This is a genomic window from Pantoea sp. V106_11 (assembly GCF_029967885.1).
Taxonomy (GTDB): Bacteria; Pseudomonadota; Gammaproteobacteria; order Enterobacterales; family Enterobacteriaceae; genus Pantoea; species Pantoea ananatis.
Genome location: NZ_JASCAK010000025.1, coordinates 108,217 through 130,793, shown reverse-complemented (window position 1 = coordinate 130,793; position 22,577 = coordinate 108,217). Strand labels below are relative to the sequence as shown.

Below are 22,577 nucleotides of genomic sequence, written 5' to 3'. Positions count from 1 at the left end.
AACTGCTTTCTTCACTGTCGCATGGCAGAACCCTCTGAATTAACCTGAGGTTCCGCCCTGTGACGTATTCTTTTTTGTCCGCCTTGTCGGCAAGGCAGAGGCAGGATCGTCAGGCCAGGGATGTTTGGGATAACGCCCTTTCATCTCTTTTTGCACGTCCGCATAGGCACCCCGCCAGAAGGCCGCAAGATCGCGGGTGATCTGTAAAGGGCGCTGGGCGGGCGATAACAGCTCCAGTACCAGTGGAACCCGCCCTTCTGCCACGGTCGGATTGCTGGCTTCGCCAAACATTTCCTGGATGCGTACCGCCAGTGCAGGCGGTTTATCCGCATCATAGCGGATGGGCAGCCGACTTCCGGTGGGCACAGTGTAATGAGTTGGCAGCACAGTATCCAGCCGCTGACGTTGTGACCATGTGAGCAAATGTAAGAGCGCGCTGACAAGGTTCACGGACTGTAAACTCTTCAGGTCGCGCACTCCGCTCATCTCAGGCAGAAGCCAGTGTTCGAGCGACTCAAGCAGGCTGGCGTCATCAACCTGAGGCCACGGCTCCTCGGGTAACCATTGGGCCGCACACTGAATGCGCAGGCGCAACTGCCCGGACGCCTGCGTCCAGCCCAACACCGAGAGTCCTTTTTTACTGATCCACCGTAGCATGGCCGCCTGCAGTACTTCTGTATCGGGCCGGGCAAGCGGTTGGGTTTTCAGGACCAGTTCGCCAATCTGCTCACGCCGCAACGTGCGCAGTGTGCCTTTCTCCTCATCCCATTCCACCTCGGTACGCTGTTCAACGAGCAGCGGACACTGTTGCGTCAAGGTATCAATATCGACGGGCATGGCCAGCAGGATGCGCGCGTCCGGCGCGCTGCTGCCCTGTAACAATGTGGGCGCGATTAACCATTCGTAACGCGTCAGTGCCTGTTGTTCGTCCAGCATCGCGCCCAGTCCGTTAGCGAGCTGATACCGGCCGCTGTTATCGCGACGTCGTGCCAGGCGATCGCTGAATCCAGCGGTCAGCAGCGCGGCAAACCGGTCTTCGTCCACCCGGCCACCCAGGACGCCGATGCGTTTTTGCCAGTGCTGTGCGCGGCGTTGCCACTGAGGCGATGGACGATAAAGCGCGTCACGTAAATCGACGCTGGCGCTGCGAGGAGGATCTTCCAGAATGGCCACCAGCAAGGCCGCGCTGGCAACGGCATCAGCGTCACCGCCTGCCGCACATAACATCGCGCTAAGACGGGCGTCGCTGCCCAACTGCGCCATTCGTCGTCCCTGGGCATTAAGATGGCCCTGATCGTCCAGCGCCCCCAGCCGCAACAGCTGCTGCCGGGCCGCGCGCAAATGCTTTTCCGGCGGCAGATCGATCCACTGTAGCTGATCGATACGGGTACATCCCCACTGCAGCAGCTCCAGCCACAGCGAGGTGAGATCGCTGTGCAAAATTTCCGCTTCGCTCTGCGCAGGCGCGCGTGAGGCCTGTTCCTGCGCTACCAGATGCAGGCAAATACCGGGCATGACACGTCCGGCTCGTCCGGCGCGCTGCGTCATGGAGGCCTGACTGACGCGCTGGGTCTGCAGCCGCGTCACACCGCTGCGGGCATCAAACAGCGCGCTTCGTTCCTGCGCGCTGTCCACCACCAGGCGAATGCCTTCAATTGTCAGGCTGGTTTCGGCGATGTTGGTCGCCAGCACCACTTTGCGGCGTCCGCTGGCGGCAGGCAGGATGGCCCGTTGCTGGGCCGCAAGGGGAAGTGCGCCATACAGCGGAGTCAGATCCACATCAGCGTCAACGCGCGCTTCCAGCTCTCGCTTTACCCGCTCGATTTCCGCAACGCCAGGCAGAAACAACAGCAGTGAGCCCGTTTCCTCTCGCAGCAACTGCGCGACTTCGCGCGCCACCGCCTCTTCAAACCGCAGAGTCTGGCTCAGCGCCGTGTAGCGGCGTTCAACCGGGTAGCTCCGCCCTTCCGAGGTAATGAGAGGAGCATTCGGTAACAAGGCTGACAGCCTGGCGTTATCGAGCGTCGCCGACATCAGCAGTATTTTCAAATCTTCACGCAACCCCTGCTGCACGTCCAGCAGCAGCGCCAGCGCCAGATCGGCCTGGAGGCTGCGCTCATGAAACTCATCCAGGATAACCAATGATACGCCGTCCAGCATGGGATCCTGCTGCAGCATTCGGGTCAGAATGCCTTCGGTCACCACTTCAAGCCGGGTCATCGGCCCTGCGCAGCTTTCGCCACGCATACGGTAGCCTACGGTCGCGCCGGGTTGTTCACCCAACTGTTCTGCCAGCCGTTGCGCCACATTACGTGCGGCAAGCCGACGCGGCTCCAGCATAATGATGCGTCCCGCTATCGCCTGATGCTGTAAAAGCTGAAGCGGCAACCAGGTGGATTTACCTGCGCCAGTGGGCGCGGCCAGCAGGATGTTTGAGGCGTCGTTAAGCGCGCTCAGAAGGTCAGGCAACACCGCGCTGACGGGTAGATCACTCACCGCAAACTCCACGAATGGCTGTGTTAAGATGGCGCGCATTGTAGCACTCATCCGTGAGGATTGCCGGAGACCGCCATGGCGTCACAACGCTTATTTTTTGCTATTACCCCGCCAGAGGCGCTGCAACAGCAACTGGTGCACTGGCGGGCACACACGTTTAGTGAGGATGCTGGCCGCCCGATTGCAGCCGCCAACCTCCACCTGACGCTGGCTTTTCTGGGGGATGTCTCCCCTGAAACCTCAACCCAGTTGCAGACGCTGGCGTCGCGTATCCGCCAGCCCGCGTTTGACGTCGCATTAGACGATGCGGGCCACTGGCCTCGTCCCGGCGTGGTGTGGCTGGGTTGCCAGCGTCCGCCGCGCGGCTTGTTACAGTTAGCAAGCCTGCTGCGCGCCCAGGCCGCGCGCCACGGCTGCGGGCAACCGGCCCAGCCCTTTCATCCCCACGTGACGCTGCTGCGTGCGGCGACGCAGCCCGTCGCCCTGCCCCCTCGCGGCTTTCACTGGCAATTTTCAGCCAGCGAATTTTCCCTTTTCGCCTCCGAGTATGTGCAAGGCCGGACCCGCTACCGCACGCTGGCCAGTTGGCCCTTACTGCCTTAATCAGGAGCCTTATGCTTTTTTCCCCCGTTCTCAAATCTGCGCGACTGGTTACCCGCTATAAGCGTTTTCTGGCCGATGTCGTAACGCCTGAAGGCGAAACGCTGACAATACATTGCGCCAATACCGGCGCAATGACCGGCTGTGCAACGCCGGGCGACACCGTTTGGTATTCAACCTCTGACAGCCTGACGCGCAAATATCCGCATAGCTGGGAGATGACCGAGACGCAGCAGGGCCACTGGATCTGCGTGAATACCCTGCGCGCCAACCAACTGGTACGTGAGGCGCTAAGCAAAAACCAGATTTTACCGCTGGCGGGCTACGAGGAATGTCAGGCCGAAGTCAAATATGGCACTGAAAAAAGCCGAATTGATTTCCTGCTCAAGGCACAGGATCGACCTGAGTGCTATATTGAGGTGAAATCCGTGACGCTTTTGCAGGATGGTAAAGGCTATTTTCCGGATGCGGTGACGATTCGAGGACAGAAACACCTGCGCGAGCTGAGTCAGGCTGTGGCAGAGGGTCATCGGGCCGTTTTGTTGTTTGCCGTTCTGCACTCGGGGATTGAGGACGTTTCCCCGGCGCGTCACATTGATGCCGCTTACGCAGAGCAACTGGTACAGGCGCAGCTGAGTGGCGTGGAGATTTTGGCTTATCGGGCAGAACTGTCATCCGCGGGGATGTTATTAACGACGCCGGTTGACGTAACATTGTAATATCACTGGCATCCTTCTGTGATATGACTACCTTCTGTCAGGGGTCAACTACGCTGTTCCTCACAGGCTTGTCAAGATGCGATCAGGAATAATTGCCAACCTTGACTGCTTCTGTTATTTATAGCGGCCTGTTTTTTCCCCGTTGGGGGATCGATGTACCCAGGAGAGGGTCATAAACACGGTCAGCGTGAATGCGCTTACCGATGGCTATCGAAGGGTATAGTGCGTGTTATCCAGGAGAGAAACAACATGCAAGAAGGGCAAAACCGTAAAACATCGTCCCTGAGTATTCTCGCCATCGCTGGGGTGGAGCCTTATCAGGAGAAGCCGGGCGAAGAGTATATGAATGACGCGCAACTGGACCATTTTCGCAAGATTCTGGAAGCCTGGCGCAATCAATTGCGGGACGAAGTCGATCGCACCGTTACACATATGCAGGATGAAGCTGCTAACTTCCCTGACCCGGTTGACCGTGCCGCTCAGGAAGAAGAGTTCAGCCTGGAACTGCGTAACCGCGACCGCGAGCGTAAGTTAATTAAAAAGATCGAGAAAACGCTGAAGAAAGTCGAAGATGATGACTTTGGCTATTGCGATTCCTGTGGCGTAGAGATCGGTATCCGCCGTCTTGAAGCGCGTCCTACCGCCGATCTGTGTATCGACTGTAAGACACTGGCAGAAATTCGTGAGAAGCAAATGGCGGGTTAATGTTGCCGTCTGACTGCAGCCACACGGCGGAAGAAGTCCCACTTTTTCCGCCGTGTGATTCATAACGCCTATGTCATACTCATCCTGCGTTGGGCGCTTCGCGCCATCTCCCTCTGGCGAACTCCATTTCGGCTCCCTGATTGCTGCGTTAGGCAGTTACCTGAGCGCACGTTCACAGCATGGCCGCTGGCTGGTTCGTATTGAAGATATCGATCCGCCGCGCGAAGTCGCCGGTGCCGCAACGCGTATTCTGCAACAGCTGGAGCATTACGGCCTGTACTGGGATGGCGAGGTGATGTGGCAATCCCAGAGACACAACGCTTATCGCGATGCACTGCACTGGTTAAGAGCGCACCGTCAAAGTTATTTCTGCACCTGTACCCGAAGCCGCATTCAGCAAGCCGGTGGCTTTTATGATGGTCACTGTCGGGATCGTCAACGCGGCCCCGAAGGTGCGGCCCTGCGCCTGCGCCAGCATGCGCCTGTTTATGGTTTTCAGGATCGGCTCAGAGGCGAGATCATTGCCGATCGGCGGCTGGCTGAGGAAGATTTTATCATTCATCGTCGTGATGGGCTGTTTGCTTACAATCTGGCTGTCGTCGTGGACGATCATCATCAGGGCATCACGGAAATTGTGCGCGGTGCAGACTTAATTGAGCCTACGGTAAGGCAGATTGCTCTTTACCAGCAATTTGGCTGGGCGCTACCGGACTATTTACATTTGCCGCTGGCAACGACGGCCGATGGTCACAAACTTTCTAAGCAAAATCATGCGCCCGCGTTACCGGAAGGGGATACGCGGCCGAGCCTGGTGCAGGCTTTACGCTTTCTGGGGCAGCCTGTCGCCGAAGGCTGGATCGACAAAACGCAGGAGAAACTGCTGTCTGACGCCGTGAAGCAGTGGAATATCGCTTTGATACCTCACGATAACGCCCTGATAACGGATGCATAGACAACAGCATTCTCAAATGATTCACAACAGGCTATGATTAGCCGCTGATTTTACCTACACCCTAATTGTCACTGTCGAGGTGTCCCATTTTTACCCGAGTCGCTAATTTTTGCCGGAAAGTCCTGAAGCGTGATGACGAGGAAGCACCAGCAGAGGTTGAACCTGAGAGTCATATGACCATCATTCCTCGTGAAAGCCACACCATCTCACGTAAAGACATCAGCGAAAATGCCCTCAAGGTGCTGTATCGTCTGAATAAAGCCGGTTATGAAGCCTATCTTGTTGGCGGCGGCGTGCGCGATTTGCTGCTGGGACAGAAGCCTAAAGACTTCGACGTGACCACAAACGCCACGCCGGAGCAGATGCGTAAACTGTTCCGCAACTGCCGTCTGGTTGGCCGCCGCTTCCGTCTGGCGCACGTGATGTTTGGGCCGGAAGTGATCGAAGTGGCGACATTCCGCGGTCATCATCAGATTGAAGAGACCAGCGACGATCATAACAATTCTCAGCGTGCCCAGAGCGGTATGCTGCTGCGCGACAATATTTTCGGCAGCATCGAAGATGATGCTCAGCGTCGCGATCTGACGATCAACAGCCTCTATTACAGCGTGGCCGATTTTTCGGTGCGGGATTATGTCGGTGGTCTGAACGATCTGCAGCAAGGCATTATTCGCTTGATTGGCGATCCGGAAACCCGTTATCGCGAAGATCCTGTGCGCATGCTGCGCGTTGCGCGTTTCGCTGCCAAATTAAATATGCGTATTGCGCCTGAAACGGCTGAGCCGATTCCCCGTCTGGCGTCGTTACTTCGTGACGTGCCCGCCGCGCGTCTGTTCGAAGAGTCGCTAAAACTGCTGCAGGCCGGCTATGGTTACAGTACCTGGCTTAAGCTGTGTGAATACCAGTTATTTCAGCCGCTGTTCCCTACGCTGGCCCGTAACTTTACCGAGAACGGCGACAGCCACATGGAGCGCATGCTGGCCCAGGTGCTGAAGAACACGGATAACCGTATTCAAAATGATATGCGGGTTAATCCGGCCTTCCTGTTCGCCGCGATGTTCTGGTATCCACAGCTCGAAGCGGCTGAACGCATTGCGCAGGAAAGTGGCCTGACCTATTACGATGCCTTTGCCCTGGCCATGAACGATACGCTGGACGAAGCCTGCCGTGCGTTAGCCATTCCCAAGCGCATCACATCGTTGATTCGCGACATCTGGCAGCTGCAGCTACGCATGTCTCGTCGCCACGGTAAGCGGGCCTGGAAGCTGATGGAGCATCCTAAGTTCCGTGCTGCTTACGACCTGCTCTCGCTGCGAGCGGAGGTAGAAAACAATCCGGAACTGCTGCGCCTGAGTAAGTGGTGGGGAGAGTTCCAGGTTGCCGCGCCGCCACAGCAGAAAACGATGCTGAATACCCTGGGAGACGATCCGGCCCCGCGCAGCCGCACGCGCCGCCCTCGTCGCCGTTCAACGGCTCCGCGTCGTGATAACAACAACGCCTCATGACCCGGGTTTATCTGGCATTAGGCAGTAACCTTGCCGATCCGCTGCATCAGATTGATGCAGCGCTCTCAGCCCTTGACGCTCTCCCTGAGACTCAACGCGTAGCTACCTCCCCCTTTTACCGCACGCCGCCCTATGGCCCACCCGACCAGCCGGACTACCTTAATGCAGCGGTAGCGCTTGAAACCACGCTCACTGCCGAGGCGCTCCTTGATCAAACCCAGCGAATTGAACGGGAACATGGCCGCGTTCGCAAAGCCGAGCGCTGGGGCCCGCGCACGCTGGATATTGATATCATGCTGTTTGGTACAGCCAGCCTCAACAGCGATCGGCTGATCGTGCCGCATTACGACCTGCTTAATCGCGCATTTATGCTGGTACCGCTGCTGGCGATTGCGCCCAATCTGCACCTGCCTGATGGCCGCCCGCTTCAGCCGCTTCTGGCCAGACTTGACTGCTCCAGCATCCGTCCCTGGCACAGCTGATCATCTATTCACTCGTCACAGATTCCGCTCAGCAACGCGATACAGTAAAATGCGTCCATCTGAATTTCTGAGTTGAGAGCGCCATGAAACCCACCACCATTTCTCATTTGCGTCAGTGGAAAGAAAGCGGCAAAAAATTCGCGACCCTGACCGCCTACGAGTTTAGTTTCGCCCGGCTGTTTGCCGATGAGGGCATTCAGGTGCTACTGGTAGGCGACTCGCTGGGAATGACCGTACAGGGCCATGATTCGACGTTGCCTGTAACGGTAAGCGATATCGCCTACCATACCGCAGCGGTGCGTCGGGGTGCGCCTCAGTCGCTCTTACTGGCTGACCTGCCCTTCATGAGTTATGCCACGCCAGAGCAAACCTTTAATAACGCAGCGCAGCTCATGCGAGCCGGAGCCAATATGGTGAAGCTGGAAGGCGGCGCATGGCTGGCAGACAGCGTACGCATGCTGACGGAGCGCGCCGTGCCGGTATGTGGCCATCTGGGATTAACGCCGCAGTCTGTGAATATTTTTGGCGGTTATAAAGTACAGGGGCGCGATGAAGCAGGCGCGGAGCAGCTTCTGGCTGATGCGCTGGCTATCGAAGCGGCGGGGGCTCAGCTGCTGGTGCTGGAATGTGTCCCTGTTGCGCTGGCGCAGCGCGTGACCCAGGCGCTGGCGATTCCGGTGATTGGTATCGGCGCAGGTAACGTTACCGACGGTCAGATACTGGTCATGCATGACGCCCTGGGGATCACCGGCGGGCACGTGCCCAAATTTGCGAAAAACTTTCTGGCTGAGACCGGCGACATCCGGGCGGCCATCCGCCGCTATATTGCTGAAGTTGAAGCAGGAAGCTATCCCGCTGTTGAACACAGTTTCCAGTAATTCAGGAGAATTGCCGTGCTGATCATCGACACTCTGCCTATGTTGCGACGTGACGTTCGTCGCTGGCGCGAGCAAGGTAAACGTATCGCGCTGGTGCCGACAATGGGCAACCTGCACGAAGGGCATTTAACGCTGGTCGACGAGGCGCGTGAACGGGGTGATATCGTTATCGTGTCCATTTTCGTCAACCCCATGCAGTTTGATCGTCCTGACGATTTGGCTCGCTATCCGCGTACGCTCCAGGAGGATTGCGAGAAGCTCAACCGTCACGGCGTCGATGTCGTGTTTGCGCCCTCACCTGCCGAGGTTTATCCCCAGGGGCTGGCGAATCAGACGTTCGTAGAGGTCCCGGTGTTGTCATCGCTGCTGGAAGGCGCGAGCCGTCCCGGCCATTTTCGCGGCGTCGCGACCATCGTCAGCAAGTTGTTTAATCTGGTTCAGCCCGATATTGCCTGCTTCGGTGAGAAAGATTTTCAGCAGTTAGCCATCATTCGTAAAATGGTGGCGGATATGGGGTTCGACATCGAGATTGTCGGTGTGCCCACCGTCCGTGCCAAAGATGGCCTGGCACTCAGCTCACGCAACGGCTATCTCACTGACGATGAACGCAAGCTGGCCCCCGGTTTGAGTCAGGTAATGAATGAAATGGCCGCCCGACTGGCTAATGGCGAGCGGCAGATTGACGATATTATTGATGCCGCGAATCTGTCGCTGCAGGAAAAAGGATTGCGGCCGGATGGCCTGGCAATCTGCGATGCAGAAACGCTAGCCCCTCTGACGGTGGACAGCCAGCGTGCCGTGGTTTTAATGGCGGCCTGGCTGGGGAACGCACGGCTGATCGATAATCAACAGGTCGACCTCACGCAGTAAAGGCTGCAGGTCGTATTTTTGGCTGTATAACAAGGTTTCTGACTATGATTCGCACGGTTTTACAAGGCAAATTGCATCGCGTGAAGGTGACGCAGGCAGACCTCAACTATGAAGGCTCCTGCGCCATCGATCAGGATTTCCTTGATGCTTCTGGCATCCTGCAATACGAAGCCATCGATATTTACAACGTGACCAACGGTCAGCGTTTCTCTACCTATGCTATCGCCGCCGAACGAGGTTCAAAAATCATTTCGGTCAACGGCGCAGCGGCGCGCTGTGCCTGTGAAGGCGATATCCTGATTATCTGCTCCTATGTGCAGGTTGAAGATGCAGAAGCCCGTCAGTGGAAGCCCAACGTGGCCTACTTTGAAGGGGATAATCAGATGAAGCGCCTGGCGAAAGCCTTGCCGGTACAGTTGGCGTAAGCCCGGCCCACATAAAAAAGCAGCGATATCGCTGCTTTTTTTGTCCGTCATGGCATCAGGTACGCAATCCGCGCCCGCGCTGAATCAGGAAGTAGACCGCGATATAGAACACCACGATAAAGGCAATCAGTACCGATAAGGTCAGCGCCAGCGGAACATCGTGGATGCCGAGGAAACCAAAGCGGAAGCCGCTTATCATGTACACCACCGGGTTCAGCTTTGAAATGGCTTGCCACACGGGCGGTAACAGCGTCAGCGAATAAAACACGCCGCCCAGGTAAGTTAATGGCGTCAGTACAAAGGTCGGTATCAGGCTGATATCGTCAAAGGTACGGGCAAACACCGCGTTAATCAGGCCGGCCAGCGAAAACAGCACGGCAGTGAGCAGCAGCGTGACGGCAACCATCATCCATGAATGAACATGGAAAGGGACAAAAAACAGCGACACCGCCGTAACCAGCACACCGACACAAACGCCGCGTGCCACACCGCCACCGACATAGCCCGCAATGATGATGTGCGTCGGCACCGGTGCCACCAGCAGCTCTTCGATATTGCGCTGAAACTTGGCGCTAAAAAACGAGGAAGCCACGTTGGCATAGGCGTTGGTGATCACCGACATCATAATCAGGCCAGGCACAATAAACTGCATGTAGCTGAACCCATTCATATCGCCGATACGCGCACCAATAAGGTTGCCGAAGATAATAAAATACAGCGTCATGGTGATAACGGGTGGCACCAGCGTCTGAATCCAGATACGGGCGAAGCGGTTCACCTCCCTGGCCCAGATGCTCTTTAACGCCACCCAGTACAAATGTGTCATGCTTTAGCTCCTGTTTTTCCTTGCGTCAGGCCGACGAACAGCTCTTCCAGACGATTCGCTTTGTTGCGCATACTCAGTACCTGCACGCCCTGAGCGCTGAGCTGGCTAAATACACTGTTCAGCCCCTGCTCACGTAGGACTTCGACCTCCAGCGTCGATGTATCGACCAGGCGATACTGGAAACCTTCCAGCGACGGCAGCGGACTGCGCGCGGCCAGATCCAGGATAAAGGTTTCCGATTTCAGCTTTGACAGCAGAGATTTCATTGAGGTGTTTTCTACCAGCTCGCCATTTTGAATAATGCCGATGTTGCGGCACAGCATTTCTGCCTCTTCAAGATAGTGAGTGGTCAGAATGATAGTGGTGCCCTGCGCGTTCAGATCTTTCAAAAACACCCACATCGAGCGGCGCAGTTCAATATCGACCCCGGCGGTAGGTTCATCCAGAATCAGCAGCTTGGGCGCATGCATCAGGGCGCGGGCGATCATCAAACGACGTTTCATGCCACCGGACAACATCCGCGCGCGCTCGTTGCGTTTTTCCCACAGGTCGAGTTGCTTCAGGTGCTTTTCCGCACGTTGCAGGGCTTCACGACGCTCAACGCCATAGTAACCGGCCTGATTCACTACGATCTGCATGACCGTTTCAAACGGGTTAAAGTTAAACTCCTGTGGGACAAGGCCCAACTGGCGTTTGGCGTTCACTACGTCTTTTTCCAGATCGTAGCCAAAAACCCTGACGCTGCCCTCAGACTTATTCACCAGCGAACTGATAATGCCGATAGTGGTCGATTTACCCGCGCCGTTAGGCCCTAAAAGCGCATAAAAATCACCGGCTTCGACGTTCAGATCGATGCCCTTGAGCGCCTGTACGCCGCCGGGATAGGTCTTGGTCAGCCGGGAAAGTTCCAGTGCATAGGTCATTCTGAATACATACCCTGTTGTATGGCATTGTAATGCCGTTTGAATTTAGGAAGCCTTCGCCTATAGTACGCGCACGCAAATGCGCAGTAACAGGTTGCTTAACGCCATGACAGATATTGATACCCTGATCAGTAATAACCGCGAATGGTCCACATTACTGGTCAAAGAAGATCCCGGCTTTTTTGAGCGACTGGCTCAGGCGCAAAAACCGCGTTTCCTCTGGATTGGCTGTTCAGACAGCCGCGTGCCCGCCGAACGCCTTACCGGCCTTGAGCCCGGCGAACTGTTTGTTCATCGCAACGTCGCCAACCTGGTCATTCATACCGACCTCAACTGCCTTTCTGTGGTGCAGTACGCGGTAGAGGTGTTAGAAGTTGAACATATCATCGTGTGCGGCCACTATGGCTGCGGTGGTGTTCAGGCCGCTATGGATAACCCGGAGCTGGGTCTCATAGATAACTGGCTGCTGCACATTCGCGATCTCTGGTACAAGCATAGCGTGTTACTGGGGGAACTCCCGCCGGATAAACGCCTGGATAAACTTTGCGAAATCAACGTTGTTGAGCAGGTTTATAATCTTGGGCATTCCACGATTCTGCAATCCGCCTGGAAACGTGGACGCAAAGTGTCGCTCCATGGCTGGGTTTACGGTATCCAGGATGGCTGCCTGCGCAATCTTGATGTGACGGCAAGCAGCCGGGAGAACCTTGAACAACGCTATCGTCACGGCATGGCTAATCTGTTAGTTAAGGGCGATTTTCAGCGCCAGTAACGCTGTTGCGCGACAAGCCTACACGAAACGACGGGCTCAGGCCTTGGAAGAATGTGCGGTCAACGGCATTCAGTCTTCGAGCGGCACCACTTTGCCGATGTAAGGCAGGTGGCGATAATGTTGCGCATAATCAATACCAAAGCCCACCACAAACTCATCGGGAATAGAAAAGCCGACGTATTCAACGTTGACGTTGACTTCCCGACGTTCAGGCTTATCCAGCAGCGTACAAATCGCCAGGGATTTTGGCTCACGCAAGCGCAGGATTTCACGCACTTTCGAAAGCGTGTTACCGGAGTCGATAATGTCTTCGACAATTAAAACATCTTTGCCGCGAATATCTTCATCCAGGTCTTTCAGGATTTTCACATCCCGGGTCGTGGACATACCGCTGCCGTAACTGGATGCGGTCATAAAATCCACTTCGTGCGGAACGTCAATGACGCGGCATAAATCAGCCATAAACATAAATGAGCCACGAAGTAGCCCCACCAGCACCATATCACTGCCGCTGTCGCGGTAATGGTCGGTGATTTCTTTGCCCAGTTCAGCGATGCGCGCGGCGATTGCCTGTTCAGGGATCATTACGTCAACAGTATGTTTCATTGCCTTTTGCCCGGTAGCTCACAAAGCCACGCAGTCTATCATAGTAGAAAGGCGTACTGATGCCGCGCGGAAAAAGCAAACGTTTACGTGTAGTAAAAATCTTCACCTGTCGTCTGGCAGTTGCACAGTCAGCATTACCTTAGAACAACACAGCATTTAACAGCATTAATTGCTGCATGATAGGATTTTATCAACATATCGTTATGCAGTTAACGACCTTATTGGGAGATCTCAATGACTTCACCCTCAAGTAAGAAAACGCACGTTGGCGATCGTCAACTGCATCCTGAAACCCAGATGCTGAATTATGGCTACGATCCTCGCCTGTCGGAAGGTGCCGTGAAGCCGCCCGTGTTTCTTACCTCTACCTTTGTTTTCGACAGCGCAGAAGAAGGCCGCGACTTTTTCGACTATGTTTCAGGCCGTCGTCAGCCTCCGGAAGGCAAAAGCGGCGGACTGGTTTATTCCCGCTTTAATCATCCCAACAGCGAGATCGTAGAAGATCGCCTGGCCATTTACGAACAGGCGGAAAGCTGTGCCCTGTTTGCTTCCGGTATGGCGGCTATCTCGACAACGCTGTTAACCTTTGCACGACCGGGAGAAGTCATTCTGCATTCGCAGCCGCTGTATGGCGGCACGGAAACGTTGCTGAGTAAGACACTGCACAATCTGGACATTCAGGCGGTCGGCTTCAGCGACGGACACGATGAAGCAAAAGTGCGTGATGCGGCTCATCGTGCTATGGCGCAGGGGCGCGTCGCGATGATTCTGGTGGAAACCCCGGCGAATCCCACCAACAGCCTGGTGAATATTGCGCTGATGGGGCGCATCGCCGACGAGATCGATCGGCATCAGGGTTCGCGTCCGGTCATCGCCTGTGATAACACCTTGCTGGGCCCGATTTTTCAACAGCCGCTGACGCTGGGGGCGGACTTATCGCTGTATTCTCTGACAAAATATGTCGGCGGGCACTCTGACCTGATCGCTGGCGCGGTGATGGGTAAGAAAACGCTGATGACGCAAATTCGCGCCCTCCGCAGCGCTATCGGTACGCAACTGGATCCGCACTCAAGCTGGATGATTGGCCGTTCACTGGAAACGCTGTCGCTGCGCATGGAAAAAGCCTTTCGCAATGCCGAAGCCGTTGCCGCCTTTCTGCAGCCGCATCCTAAGGTAGCAGCGTTGCACTGGTTGCCCTATCTGGATGCAGAAAGCCCCGCGGGCAAAACGTATCGCGAGCAGTGCAGCGGCGCCGGCTCGACCTTCTCTTTTGATATCGTGGGCGGACAACCTGCCGCGTTTCGCTTTCTCAATGCGCTTGCGTTGTTTAAGCAGGCCGTTAGCCTGGGCGGCACCGAGTCACTTGCCAGCCATCCCGGCACAACCACGCATTCTGGCGTGCCGGATGCAGTCCGTGAGCGCATCGGTATTACCGACGCGACGATACGCTTATCGATCGGCATCGAACATGCCGGAGATCTGGTAGAAGACATCCGACTGGCCCTTGAACAAGCCTGATCAGGTCACGGTGAAGCCCAGCATCATCCCGGTATCTTCATGCTCCAGCAAATGGCAGTGGGCCATATAAGCATGATCGGCGGCGGCGGCGTGATTGAAACGCACCAGTACTTCACTGCGCCAGCCGTCGACATTCACCATGTCTTTCCATCCCTGACGATGGGCGGCGGGCGGTTTGCCGTTTTCTGAAAGAATACGGAACTGCGTACCGTGAATATGAAAAGGATGCAGCATGCTGTCGCCTTCGCCGGAAATGGTCCATTTTTCCACGGCGCCCTGTTTCACATTGAAGGCGGGACGCGTCATATCAAATGCCAGACCGTTAATTTTATTGCCGTTATGGAAATCATACGCGGCAGTGGACATTGCGCCATGGTCCATATTTTGGTGATCCATCGTCTCTACGCCGCTGTCATGTTTCATCTCGCTCGCGTCGTTGCCCATTGGCATAGCGTGCTGCCCTCCTTTGCCCATGGCTTTCTCACCGTAACGCGCCATTAACGCCTGCATACCTTGCTGATCCAACTGGGGATCCATACTGAGCTGCAGCCAGCGCGTTGTCAGGCCTTCTGTTTTTGGCACAGCTGGCAGCGTGGCGAGCTGGTCGGGTAAAGTTGCACTGGCCATGATCCGCAGCGGCAAGATATTCACCAGCGGCAGGGGGCGATCGAAAGGTGCCAGCGTCATGCCCATTTGCGTGACCGGCAGCGTGACGATATCAAAGGCGTTGCCGTCAGAGGTATCGACCATGATCTCAAAACGCTCACCGGGGAGCAGCGGAAGTGAATCCACTTTCACCGGCTCCGACAGCAGCCCACCGTCACTGGCGATAACATACAGGGGACGTTTGTCGCTGGCCGCGATATGCAGCGAACGGGCATTGCAGCCGTTAAGCAGGCGCAGACGTAGCCAGCCACGCGGCACGGCGTGCTGCGGATACTGCACGCCATTCGTCAGCATCATGTCGCCAAACCAGCCCACCGCCGCGCGCATCACGTCAAGTTGATAATCGATATGCTCGCCAGACTGACTCAGCTGCTTATCCTGAAAGATAAGCGGTACATCGTCGGTGCCCCACTGGCTGGGCAGCCGGAGCGTACCTGACGGCTGATCCTCCAGCAAAATTAACCCCGCCAGGCCCTGAGCGACCTGATGGCCGGTTTTGCCGTGTAGATGCGGATGGTACCAGCAGGTTGCCGCAGGCTGATCCGGGGTAAAGGTCACCTGACGCATCGCCCCCGGCGCAATGACGCCCTGTGGGCCGCCGTCTACCTCACCGGGAATGTCCAGCCCGTGCCAGTGAAGCGTAGTCGCTTCTTTAAGCCGGTTATGAATGTTGATGGTGGCTGTCGTACCGCGCTTCAGGCGAATGGCCGGGCCCAGCAGGCTGCCATTGTAGCCCCAGGTGGGTACGGCTTTCCCCTGCCACTGCGTCGTGCCCTCCATCGCCGTCAGGCTGTACAGGCCATTCGCATCCGCCTCCAGCAACGCGGGGATAAGAAGCGGCGGTCGGGTGGCGGCCATGAGCGAGCGGCTCCAGAGCGGCAGCGCACCCGCCGCGCCCAGTGCCGCGCTGAGTTTCAAAAAGTGGCGACGTTGCATAATCAGCATCCTTGTAACGAAATTACCTGAAGCCTAAACCCTGCCCTTATGGCAAGGTCAAGCATAGCCGGACAGAATGCCCCGAAAAGCGTAAATTGATCGAAAATCTTTACATAACTGTGCTAACGTCTTAAGACAATTATCTGATGAGAATAACTATGAAGAAAAGCATCAAGATCCTGCTGCTGGCGGGACTCTTCGGCTTCTCCTCCACCAGCTTTGCCCTGAGCGAATCCGAAGCAGAAGATCTTGCCGATCTCACTGCCGTATTCGTTTATTTAAAAAATGATTGTGGCTACCAGGATTTGCCCGATGCGCAGATTCGTAAGGCGTTGGTGTTTTTTGCTCAGCAGAACCGCTGGGACTTAAGCAATTACAACAACTACAACATGAAAGCCCTCGGCGAAGCCAGCTATCGTGATTTAAGCGGCATCGCCATTGCTAATGACCAAAAATGTAAGTCGTTGGCCCGGGATTCTCTCAGCCTGCTTGCTTATGTAAAGTAGCGCGCCAGCCCGCTCTCCCACCAGACATTTGCCCGTGCAAGGACTATCATAGTTAGCTATGATGTCCCGCCGATTTTCGGGGTGATGTCACGAAAGGAGAGCTTCATCATGGCCCAAAATGAGATGTGGTATGAAACACTTCATGCCGGCTTTGGCCAGTATTTTACCGTCGATAAACAGCTTTATCGGGATAAAACGGCCCACCAGGATTTAATCATCTTTGAAAACGCGGCCATGGGTCGCGTCATGGCGCTGGATGGCGTGGTGCAAACAACCGAACGTGATGAGTTTATCTATCACGAGATGATGACGCACGTGCCGTTGCTGGCTCACGGCTCGGCAAAAAGCGTGCTGATCATCGGCGGCGGCGACGGTGCCATGTTGCGCGAAGTGTCCCGCCACGCTGATATCCAAAAAATCACAATGGTCGAGATTGATGCTGGCGTGGTCACCTTTTGCCGTCAGTATTTGCCCAATCACAGTGCCGGCGCTTACGACGATCCGCGTCTCAATCTGGTTATCGATGACGGCGTGAATTTCGTCAATCACACCACTGAAAAGTTTGACGTTATTATCTCAGACTGTACCGATCCCATCGGTCCGGGCGAAAGCCTGTTTACCTCTGAATTCTATGCAGGCTGTAAAAAAGCCCTGAATGAGAACGGTATTTTCGTTGCACAAAACGGCGTCTGCTTCCTGCAGCAGGATGAGGCAGTGAACAGCCATCGTAAACTCAGCCACTACTTCCAGGATGTCAGCTTTTATCAGGCGGCTATCCCGACCTACTATGGCGGGATCATGACGTTTGCCTGGGCCAGCGACAATCCTGCTTTGCGCCAGCCCGACGCGGCCCTGTTACAGGCGCGTTTCGAAGCCTCTGGCTTGCGCTGCCGTTACTATACACCGGCGATTCATACTGGCAGCTTTGCCCTGCCACAATATCTGTTGAATGCACTGGAAGACCCGCGCTGACTGGGCATTTATAAGGGGGTGAATAAAATTGCAAAAGCTAAAACTACATGGCTTCAATAACCTGACCAAAAGCCTGAGTTTTTGTATCTACGATATTTGCTATGCAAATACTGAAGCTGAACGTGATGGGTATATTGCTTATATCGATGAGCAATATAATGCCAATCGCCTGACAGAAATTCTGACCGAAACCTGTTCCATCATTGGCGCAAATGTCCTGAATATTGCCCGTCAGGATTATGAGCCACAGGGTGCCAGCGTGACCATTCTGGTCAGTGAGGAACCCATCGATCCCAAAGATATTGATACGTCAGAACATCCGGGTCCGCTGCCCAACTCCGTCGTTGCGCACCTTGATAAGAGTCATATCTGTGTACATACCTATCCAGAGAGCCACCCAGAAGGCGGCCTTTGCACCTTCCGTGCCGACATCGAAGTATCGACCTGTGGCGTGATCTCCCCTCTTAAGGCGCTTAATTATCTGATTCATCAGTTGGAGTCAGACATCGTCACGGTGGATTATCGCGTGCGCGGCTTCACGCGTGACGTGAACGGCGTGAAACATTTTATCGACCATGAAATCAATTCTATTCAGAACTTTATGTCTGAAGACATGAAGGGCATGTACGACATGGTGGATGTTAACGTTTACCAGGAAAACATCTTTCACACCAAGATGTTATTAAAAGAGTTCGATTTAAAACACTATCTTTTCAATACCCGCCCTGAAGATCTGACGCCTCAGGAGCATAAACGTATTACCGACCTGCTGTGGAAGGAAATGCGTGAGATTTACTACGGCAGAAATATTCCGTCAGTGGGATTAAAAACGTACTAGTCACCCTACCGCTGCCCTGCCCCCTGCGTTGGGGGCCATTTTCTCCTTCGTCATTATCCATGCCTCTTCCCGTTTCAACCAGAACAGGACTTATTATGCGCTGCAAACCAGGATGGCCGCCGTCCGGTTAATTTGCCTCTTCTGGTGGCTTTATCGCCTGGTGGCCGCGAGCAGTTTTCTTGTAATACGCGCAGAACCCCGCGTCTCACTTTCTCCTGCTCAGCGCTGTCATCGCTGCCCTCCTCCGGCCGCTCTTGTCTCTTTTCCGCTACAACACAGGTATTAATTCAAATATTCAGTACTAAACACTAAAAAACCAATCCAGATCCGTCAAAATCATTAATTTAGTTAACATGAATTTCTGTAATGAAAATGATGTGACATAACAAACTGCATCGCTTTACGCCACGCTAACCAATGCTTTTTCCATGAGGAAGATCACATTATATCGCAAGAAAACATAAGCTTAATTTTTGATTAAAAGTAAGCCATTTAAGGTTAGTCATCTAAAACCTCATTAAAAACCTTAACTATCATAGGCATAAAAAGAATCCCATTAAAAAAACCAATAAAACATAAAAATAACTTAATGATCACATCACCCTGTGATATACATTAAAAAAATTTACTTTTCGCGGGTAATCGTTGGTAAGGAGAGTGATATGAGTCACGCATACTCTGTTATAAACATAAACAAACTTAACGTTTATGTGGAATTAGTGAAATGCAGCGTGCCCACACGTAACAGGACCATCCTGATAAATGGCGCGCTGGCGACCTCGTCTTCCTTTCGGAACTGGAAGCGGTTTCTGGCGGATAAATCAGATGTGATTACGTTCGATCTGCCTTTTTCCGGCAAATCGAAACCCTACAATGAGCAGGACTGTAATATCGTTACGCTGGATGATGAAGTGGCGATCATTCGGGAAATTATTTCAATCTATAAGCCTAACATTATTGCCTCTGCTTCGTGGGGCGGCGCATCGACGCTGAAGCTGTTAAATAACGGCGAAGATGGCCTGGAACACGCCATTATTGCGTCTTACTCTTTCGAATTTAACGATCGAATGCGCACCTACGTTAAACAGGCAAATCTGTACTCAAAAGAGAAAAAATTTGTCGATCTTGCGCATTTGATGAACGAAGAAGTCGGCGCCTATTTGCCGAACAAAATGAAATTCTGCAATTTCAGACACCTCACCACGCTGGATGAAATTGAGTACCGCCAGGGGCGCTTCCACCTTGAGCAAATCGCTAATATTCGCAATCATGACTACAAAAGTATTATCGATAATTCGGCATGTCAGTTTCACTTTATCAATGGCGATCTGGATATTCATACGCCGCAGAAAAACATTGAAGAGATTTGCGGCGAGTCGGACAAAACCTGCTTTTATCAGATCAGAGATGCGGGACACTTTTTAGATCTGGAAGGAAAAGTTAGCCGGGAGCGTACGGCTGCCGCCTTTAACACCATTTTTAACCAGATTGGTGTCTGAAATGAAAGTGATCATTGGCGCACTCGGCTCAGCTGGCGATGTCTTTCCCTGTATTGAAATTGGATCGCTTCTGAAAGAAAAAAATCACGATGTTTATTTGCTCGCTAACGATTACTTCAGGTCAGAAGCCGTTTCTCGCGGACTTTCCTTTGTTGCGGTGGGCGATAAAGAAACGTACGTCAACGCGGTACAGGACCGTTCGCTGTGGGAAAAAAAGCACTCTCTGAAACGTATCTCACACTATATGGCGGAACAGCAGGAAGCCATGTTCAATGCCATGAGCGCCCTTGTGGATGATGACTGCATTATCATTCATTCTTTATGGTGCTTCGCTGCAAAAGCGGTAAGTGACAAATACCAGATTAAGAAATATGCAATCAGCCTGACCAATTCAAATTTAAAATTGCAGCCCGGGCGCGTGATTAACGCGCTGGAAAAAGGCCTGAGAGTGAATCTGAACTGGAAACTGGCCTTATTTCAACGCGCACTGGTGTCACCCGCACTTCAGGATACGCTGGACAAATTACGCCGCGACAATCACCTGCCCGCCTGTCGAAATATTTATGCTGACTGGGTGAGCGGTGGACAGCGTTCGATCGTGTTATATGAACCCTGGTTCTATCAGAAAAAAGCGCGTAACGGGTTTTACGCTGGTTTTATGCTTAATAAAAGCCGTGCATCAACGGATGACGAACAGATTACCGCCTTTATTGACTCCCGGACGGTAGTGTTTTTTACCAGTTGGGCACTGGCTGAGAAAAAGTCCGTTAGCCAGATATTGCAGGACTTAAAAGCTGAGGGGTTAAAATGCGTACTTGTTACGCCAACAGCAACCGCCTTGTCGGTGAACGATGACGTGATGACCGTACCTCAACTGAATATTGCCCTTGTCGAAACGTGCTTATTTGCCATTCATCATGGCGGTATTGGCACCACCGCGCAGTTACTCAAGAATGGCGTTCCCCAACTGATCTATCCCCGCGCGTTCGATCAGTTTGAAAACGCCCGTGCACTTGAGCGGCTGGCCTGTGGGCTGAAAGGAAAAGGGATAAAGGAAATCCGGAAAATGGCGGCGCTTTCACGCCATAAGAAACATAATTGCGATTACTACGCGGCGCAATTTGATAAAGCGGGCAATAAAGGTCACGAACTGGAAAACTTTCTGACCCGTTAAGCCATCCGGCACAGCCAGCCAGGCATGATTTACCCTGGCTGGCCGATGGGCATCAGATCTGAAACGCGGCCGTTAATACTCTCAGGCTCCTTGCCTGTTCCGTTAACGACTGAGATGCAGAAGCGGACTGTTCGACCAACGCCGCGTTGCTCTGCGTTACGCTGTCCATTTGGGTCACAGCCACGCTGACCTGCGAAACGCCCTGCATTTGTTCTACCGATGCCAGAGCCAGCCCATCCATATATTGTGCCAGCGAGGCGACCTCGCTCGCGGCTTTAAGAATACTGTGTGCCGTATTATCTGCCGCTTTTACGCCTTTCTCGACGCCACTGACGGCTTCTTCAATCAGGGTGCCGATTTCTCGTGACGACGAGGCGCTGCGTTGAGCCAGCGTCCGGACTTCGCTCGCCACCACGGCAAAACCGCGACCATGTTCACCTGCTCTTGCTGCTTCAACGGCGGCATTCAGCGCCAGAATGTTCGTCTGAAACGCGATGCTCTGAATGACCGCCGTAATCTCTTTGACCTTGGCCGCACTCACCGAAATGCTGTGCATGGTCTGACTCATTTCATTGACGGCTTTTTCACTGGCGCGGGTCAGCGATTCCGTCTCGCGAGCCGAAGAGGCGGTGGATTCTGCGACGGAAGTGTTGTTGCGCACGGTAGCGGTAATCTGCTCCATACTGGCTGCCGTCTGCTGCAACGCGGCAGCCTGCTCCTCCGTGCGGGAAGAGAGCTCTGTATTTCCCTGTGCGATTTCGCTGGCTGCCAGTTCAACCGACGCAGCGGAGTCTTTGATCTGAGAAACCAGTGTCCGCAGATGATTTTGCATATTGGCCAGCGCCGCAAGCAGCTTGCCGGTCTCATCCTTTCGATCCACGGTAATCACGGAGGTCAGGTCGCCCCGGGCGATGGTATCAGCCGTATTCACCGCCAGCGTCAGAGGACGGGAAATGCTACGGGAAATAAGCAGTCCCAGCACCAATGAGATGGCTGTCGAAAGCACCAGCCCGCCTGTTAACGTCATTCTGGTCTTTGTACGCTCAGTGATTAACTCGTCTGCACGGGCCTGCAGCAACGATTTTTCAGTGGCAATCATTGACTCAATGACAGAGCGCATCGCATCCATTTGAACTTTCCCTTCACCCGAGGCAAAGAGCTCAAAAAAGCGCTGCTGATCCAGCGAGCCCTGATTCAGGCGTTCGCGCGCATCGATCACCTTTTGGGCATAGGTTTCCAGCCAGGCCTTTTGTCTGTTTTCCAAATCAACTAAACGTTTCTGCTGTTCCGGATTATCCTGGGTCAGCTGATGCGTACTCTCTATATATCGACTGAATGCCTGTTTTCCTTCATTAAACGGGACCAGCATCTGCGGTTTGCCGTTGAGCGCAAAACCACGCACGCCCGTCTCCATATTAAGCAGGTTTTCGGTGGCCTTGTTTAATCCTTCAACAACCTGATAAGTATGAATATTAAGCTGGCTGGCTTGTGTTACCCGGCCAAACCCGGCATAAAACATGCCACAAACGACAATCATGACCAGCGTAATCGCGCCAAATGCAATATAGAGTCGTGTTCTGATAGATGTGTTGCTGAGCATAATTTCTCCGCGAGTGGAAAAAAATAAATAAATTCCATTAATTAACTGAGACTAATGGCAAAAACATTAATAATCAGGCATGTAAATTTAATGAAAAGCCTGTTAACGC

General features: G+C 53.9%; 22 protein-coding genes. 16 read left to right on the top strand and 6 right to left on the bottom strand.

Annotated elements, in window-relative coordinates:
* Window positions 1–39 precede the first annotated feature (39 nt).
* A complete protein-coding gene (gene hrpB / locus QLG08_RS08840) occupies window positions 40–2,535 on the bottom strand; it encodes an ATP-dependent helicase HrpB (protein ID WP_161611328.1) in 2,496 nt (831 codons plus the stop codon).
* A 36-nt stretch (window positions 2,536–2,571) separates the two neighbouring features.
* Here hrpB and thpR point away from each other — a divergent pair, with 36 nt between their 5' ends.
* The 9 genes from thpR (at window position 2,572) to panD (ending at window position 9,632) form a co-directional block, all read left to right on the top strand.
* Window positions 2,572–3,099 (top strand): RNA 2',3'-cyclic phosphodiesterase, encoded by a 528-nt coding sequence (thpR, locus tag QLG08_RS08835; RefSeq protein ID WP_015700935.1) that lies wholly within the window; start codon window positions 2,572–2,574, stop codon window positions 3,097–3,099.
* 11 nt (window positions 3,100–3,110) lie between these two features.
* Window positions 3,111–3,815: a DNA/RNA nuclease SfsA gene (gene sfsA, locus QLG08_RS08830; RefSeq protein ID WP_105079649.1), complete on the top strand. Its 705-nt coding sequence runs from the start codon at window positions 3,111–3,113 to the stop codon at window positions 3,813–3,815.
* A gap of 249 nt (window positions 3,816–4,064) precedes the next feature.
* Window positions 4,065–4,520 carry an RNA polymerase-binding protein DksA gene (dksA, locus tag QLG08_RS08825; protein ID WP_006117731.1) on the top strand — a complete coding sequence of 152 codons (456 nt, stop codon included), beginning with the start codon at window positions 4,065–4,067 and terminating at the stop codon, window positions 4,518–4,520.
* Between the two features lie 70 nt (window positions 4,521–4,590).
* On the top strand, window positions 4,591–5,472 hold the full coding sequence (gene gluQRS / locus QLG08_RS08820) for a tRNA glutamyl-Q(34) synthetase GluQRS (RefSeq protein WP_105079648.1): 882 nt from the start codon (window positions 4,591–4,593) through the stop codon (window positions 5,470–5,472).
* An 86-nt stretch (window positions 5,473–5,558) separates the two neighbouring features.
* Window positions 5,559–6,977, top strand: a complete 1,419-nt coding sequence (gene pcnB, locus QLG08_RS08815; RefSeq protein WP_206099803.1) for a polynucleotide adenylyltransferase PcnB — start codon at window positions 5,559–5,561, stop codon at window positions 6,975–6,977.
* Complete coding sequence (gene folK / locus QLG08_RS08810; RefSeq protein ID WP_013024661.1) at window positions 6,974–7,459, top strand: 2-amino-4-hydroxy-6-hydroxymethyldihydropteridine diphosphokinase; 486 nt, start codon at window positions 6,974–6,976, stop codon at window positions 7,457–7,459. Before pcnB ends, folK begins: the two co-directional genes overlap by 4 nt.
* A gap of 83 nt (window positions 7,460–7,542) precedes the next feature.
* Window positions 7,543–8,337 (top strand): 3-methyl-2-oxobutanoate hydroxymethyltransferase, encoded by a 795-nt coding sequence (gene panB, locus QLG08_RS08805; protein ID WP_014606562.1) that lies wholly within the window; start codon window positions 7,543–7,545, stop codon window positions 8,335–8,337.
* Window positions 8,338–8,352: 15 nt separating this feature from the next.
* The gene (gene panC, locus QLG08_RS08800; RefSeq protein WP_013024659.1) at window positions 8,353–9,207 is read left to right on the top strand and encodes a pantoate--beta-alanine ligase; all 855 of its coding nucleotides are present in this window, start codon (window positions 8,353–8,355) and stop codon (window positions 9,205–9,207) included.
* Window positions 9,208–9,251: 44 nt separating this feature from the next.
* A complete protein-coding gene (gene panD, locus QLG08_RS08795; protein WP_013024658.1) occupies window positions 9,252–9,632 on the top strand; it encodes an aspartate 1-decarboxylase in 381 nt (126 codons plus the stop codon).
* A 55-nt stretch (window positions 9,633–9,687) separates the two neighbouring features.
* On the opposite strand, the gene QLG08_RS08790 is transcribed toward panD, so the two are convergent.
* Together QLG08_RS08790 and QLG08_RS08785 are read right to left on the bottom strand one after the other, a co-directional pair.
* Entirely contained in the window at window positions 9,688–10,458 is a 771-nt protein-coding gene (locus QLG08_RS08790; RefSeq protein WP_013024657.1) for an ABC transporter permease, read from the bottom strand.
* Entirely contained in the window at window positions 10,455–11,381 is a 927-nt protein-coding gene (locus QLG08_RS08785; RefSeq protein WP_028714825.1) for an ABC transporter ATP-binding protein, read from the bottom strand. Before QLG08_RS08785 ends, QLG08_RS08790 begins: the two co-directional genes overlap by 4 nt.
* Window positions 11,382–11,487: 106 nt before the next feature.
* Here QLG08_RS08785 and can point away from each other — a divergent pair, with 106 nt between their 5' ends.
* Window positions 11,488–12,153 carry a carbonate dehydratase gene (gene can / locus QLG08_RS08780; protein WP_014606563.1) on the top strand — a complete coding sequence of 222 codons (666 nt, stop codon included), beginning with the start codon at window positions 11,488–11,490 and terminating at the stop codon, window positions 12,151–12,153.
* A gap of 69 nt (window positions 12,154–12,222) precedes the next feature.
* Here can and hpt read toward each other — a convergent pair whose 3' ends face one another.
* Entirely contained in the window at window positions 12,223–12,759 is a 537-nt protein-coding gene (hpt, locus tag QLG08_RS08775; protein ID WP_013024654.1) for a hypoxanthine phosphoribosyltransferase, read from the bottom strand.
* Window positions 12,760–12,993: 234 nt separating this feature from the next.
* Between hpt and QLG08_RS08770 the strand changes: the two genes are divergently transcribed.
* Window positions 12,994–14,277 (top strand): cystathionine gamma-synthase family protein, encoded by a 1,284-nt coding sequence (locus QLG08_RS08770; protein WP_013024653.1) that lies wholly within the window; start codon window positions 12,994–12,996, stop codon window positions 14,275–14,277.
* Here the strand turns inward: QLG08_RS08770 and cueO are convergent, their stop codons facing one another.
* Window positions 14,278–15,879 (bottom strand): multicopper oxidase CueO, encoded by a 1,602-nt coding sequence (gene cueO, locus QLG08_RS08765; protein ID WP_088900708.1) that lies wholly within the window; start codon window positions 15,877–15,879, stop codon window positions 14,278–14,280. It lies immediately after the preceding gene.
* 158 nt (window positions 15,880–16,037) lie between these two features.
* Here cueO and QLG08_RS08760 point away from each other — a divergent pair, with 158 nt between their 5' ends.
* From QLG08_RS08760 to QLG08_RS08740, 5 genes are all read left to right on the top strand, one after another.
* Window positions 16,038–16,385 (top strand): YacC family pilotin-like protein, encoded by a 348-nt coding sequence (locus tag QLG08_RS08760; RefSeq protein WP_014606565.1) that lies wholly within the window; start codon window positions 16,038–16,040, stop codon window positions 16,383–16,385.
* A gap of 108 nt (window positions 16,386–16,493) precedes the next feature.
* Window positions 16,494–17,357, top strand: coding sequence for a polyamine aminopropyltransferase (speE, locus tag QLG08_RS08755; protein ID WP_014606566.1), 864 nt, complete (start codon window positions 16,494–16,496; stop codon window positions 17,355–17,357).
* 28 nt (window positions 17,358–17,385) lie between these two features.
* On the top strand, window positions 17,386–18,195 hold the full coding sequence (speD, locus tag QLG08_RS08750; protein WP_013024649.1) for an adenosylmethionine decarboxylase: 810 nt from the start codon (window positions 17,386–17,388) through the stop codon (window positions 18,193–18,195).
* A 731-nt stretch (window positions 18,196–18,926) separates the two neighbouring features.
* Entirely contained in the window at window positions 18,927–19,694 is a 768-nt protein-coding gene (locus tag QLG08_RS08745; protein ID WP_227008665.1) for an alpha/beta hydrolase, read from the top strand.
* A 1-nt stretch (window position 19,695) separates the two neighbouring features.
* The gene (locus QLG08_RS08740) at window positions 19,696–20,868 is read left to right on the top strand and encodes a nucleotide disphospho-sugar-binding domain-containing protein (protein WP_014592934.1); all 1,173 of its coding nucleotides are present in this window, start codon (window positions 19,696–19,698) and stop codon (window positions 20,866–20,868) included.
* Between the two features lie 52 nt (window positions 20,869–20,920).
* On the opposite strand, the gene QLG08_RS08735 is transcribed toward QLG08_RS08740, so the two are convergent.
* Window positions 20,921–22,468: a methyl-accepting chemotaxis protein gene (locus QLG08_RS08735; RefSeq protein WP_013024646.1), complete on the bottom strand. Its 1,548-nt coding sequence runs from the start codon at window positions 22,466–22,468 to the stop codon at window positions 20,921–20,923.
* Window positions 22,469–22,577: the final 109 nt, after the last annotated feature.

Excerpts from the sequence above, each read along its gene's own strand:
- hrpB (WP_161611328.1), bottom strand. The coding sequence starts at position 2,535 with ATGCGCGCCATCTTAACACAGCCATTCGTGGAGTTTGCGGTGAGTGAT.
- thpR (WP_015700935.1), top strand. The coding sequence starts at position 2,572 with ATGGCGTCACAACGCTTATTTTTTGCTATTACCCCGCCAGAGGCGCTG.
- sfsA (WP_105079649.1), top strand. The coding sequence starts at position 3,111 with ATGCTTTTTTCCCCCGTTCTCAAATCTGCGCGACTGGTTACCCGCTAT.
- dksA (WP_006117731.1), top strand. The coding sequence starts at position 4,065 with ATGCAAGAAGGGCAAAACCGTAAAACATCGTCCCTGAGTATTCTCGCC.
- gluQRS (WP_105079648.1), top strand. The coding sequence starts at position 4,591 with ATGTCATACTCATCCTGCGTTGGGCGCTTCGCGCCATCTCCCTCTGGC.
- folK (WP_013024661.1), top strand. The coding sequence starts at position 6,974 with ATGACCCGGGTTTATCTGGCATTAGGCAGTAACCTTGCCGATCCGCTG.
- panB (WP_014606562.1), top strand. The coding sequence starts at position 7,543 with ATGAAACCCACCACCATTTCTCATTTGCGTCAGTGGAAAGAAAGCGGC.
- panD (WP_013024658.1), top strand. The coding sequence starts at position 9,252 with ATGATTCGCACGGTTTTACAAGGCAAATTGCATCGCGTGAAGGTGACG.
- QLG08_RS08790 (WP_013024657.1), bottom strand. The coding sequence starts at position 10,458 with ATGACACATTTGTACTGGGTGGCGTTAAAGAGCATCTGGGCCAGGGAG.
- QLG08_RS08785 (WP_028714825.1), bottom strand. The coding sequence starts at position 11,381 with ATGACCTATGCACTGGAACTTTCCCGGCTGACCAAGACCTATCCCGGC.
- can (WP_014606563.1), top strand. The coding sequence starts at position 11,488 with ATGACAGATATTGATACCCTGATCAGTAATAACCGCGAATGGTCCACA.
- hpt (WP_013024654.1), bottom strand. The coding sequence starts at position 12,759 with ATGAAACATACTGTTGACGTAATGATCCCTGAACAGGCAATCGCCGCG.
- QLG08_RS08770 (WP_013024653.1), top strand. The coding sequence starts at position 12,994 with ATGACTTCACCCTCAAGTAAGAAAACGCACGTTGGCGATCGTCAACTG.
- cueO (WP_088900708.1), bottom strand. The coding sequence starts at position 15,879 with ATGCAACGTCGCCACTTTTTGAAACTCAGCGCGGCACTGGGCGCGGCG.
- QLG08_RS08760 (WP_014606565.1), top strand. The coding sequence starts at position 16,038 with ATGAAGAAAAGCATCAAGATCCTGCTGCTGGCGGGACTCTTCGGCTTC.
- speE (WP_014606566.1), top strand. The coding sequence starts at position 16,494 with ATGGCCCAAAATGAGATGTGGTATGAAACACTTCATGCCGGCTTTGGC.
- QLG08_RS08740 (WP_014592934.1), top strand. The coding sequence starts at position 19,696 with ATGAAAGTGATCATTGGCGCACTCGGCTCAGCTGGCGATGTCTTTCCC.
- QLG08_RS08735 (WP_013024646.1), bottom strand. The coding sequence starts at position 22,468 with ATGCTCAGCAACACATCTATCAGAACACGACTCTATATTGCATTTGGC.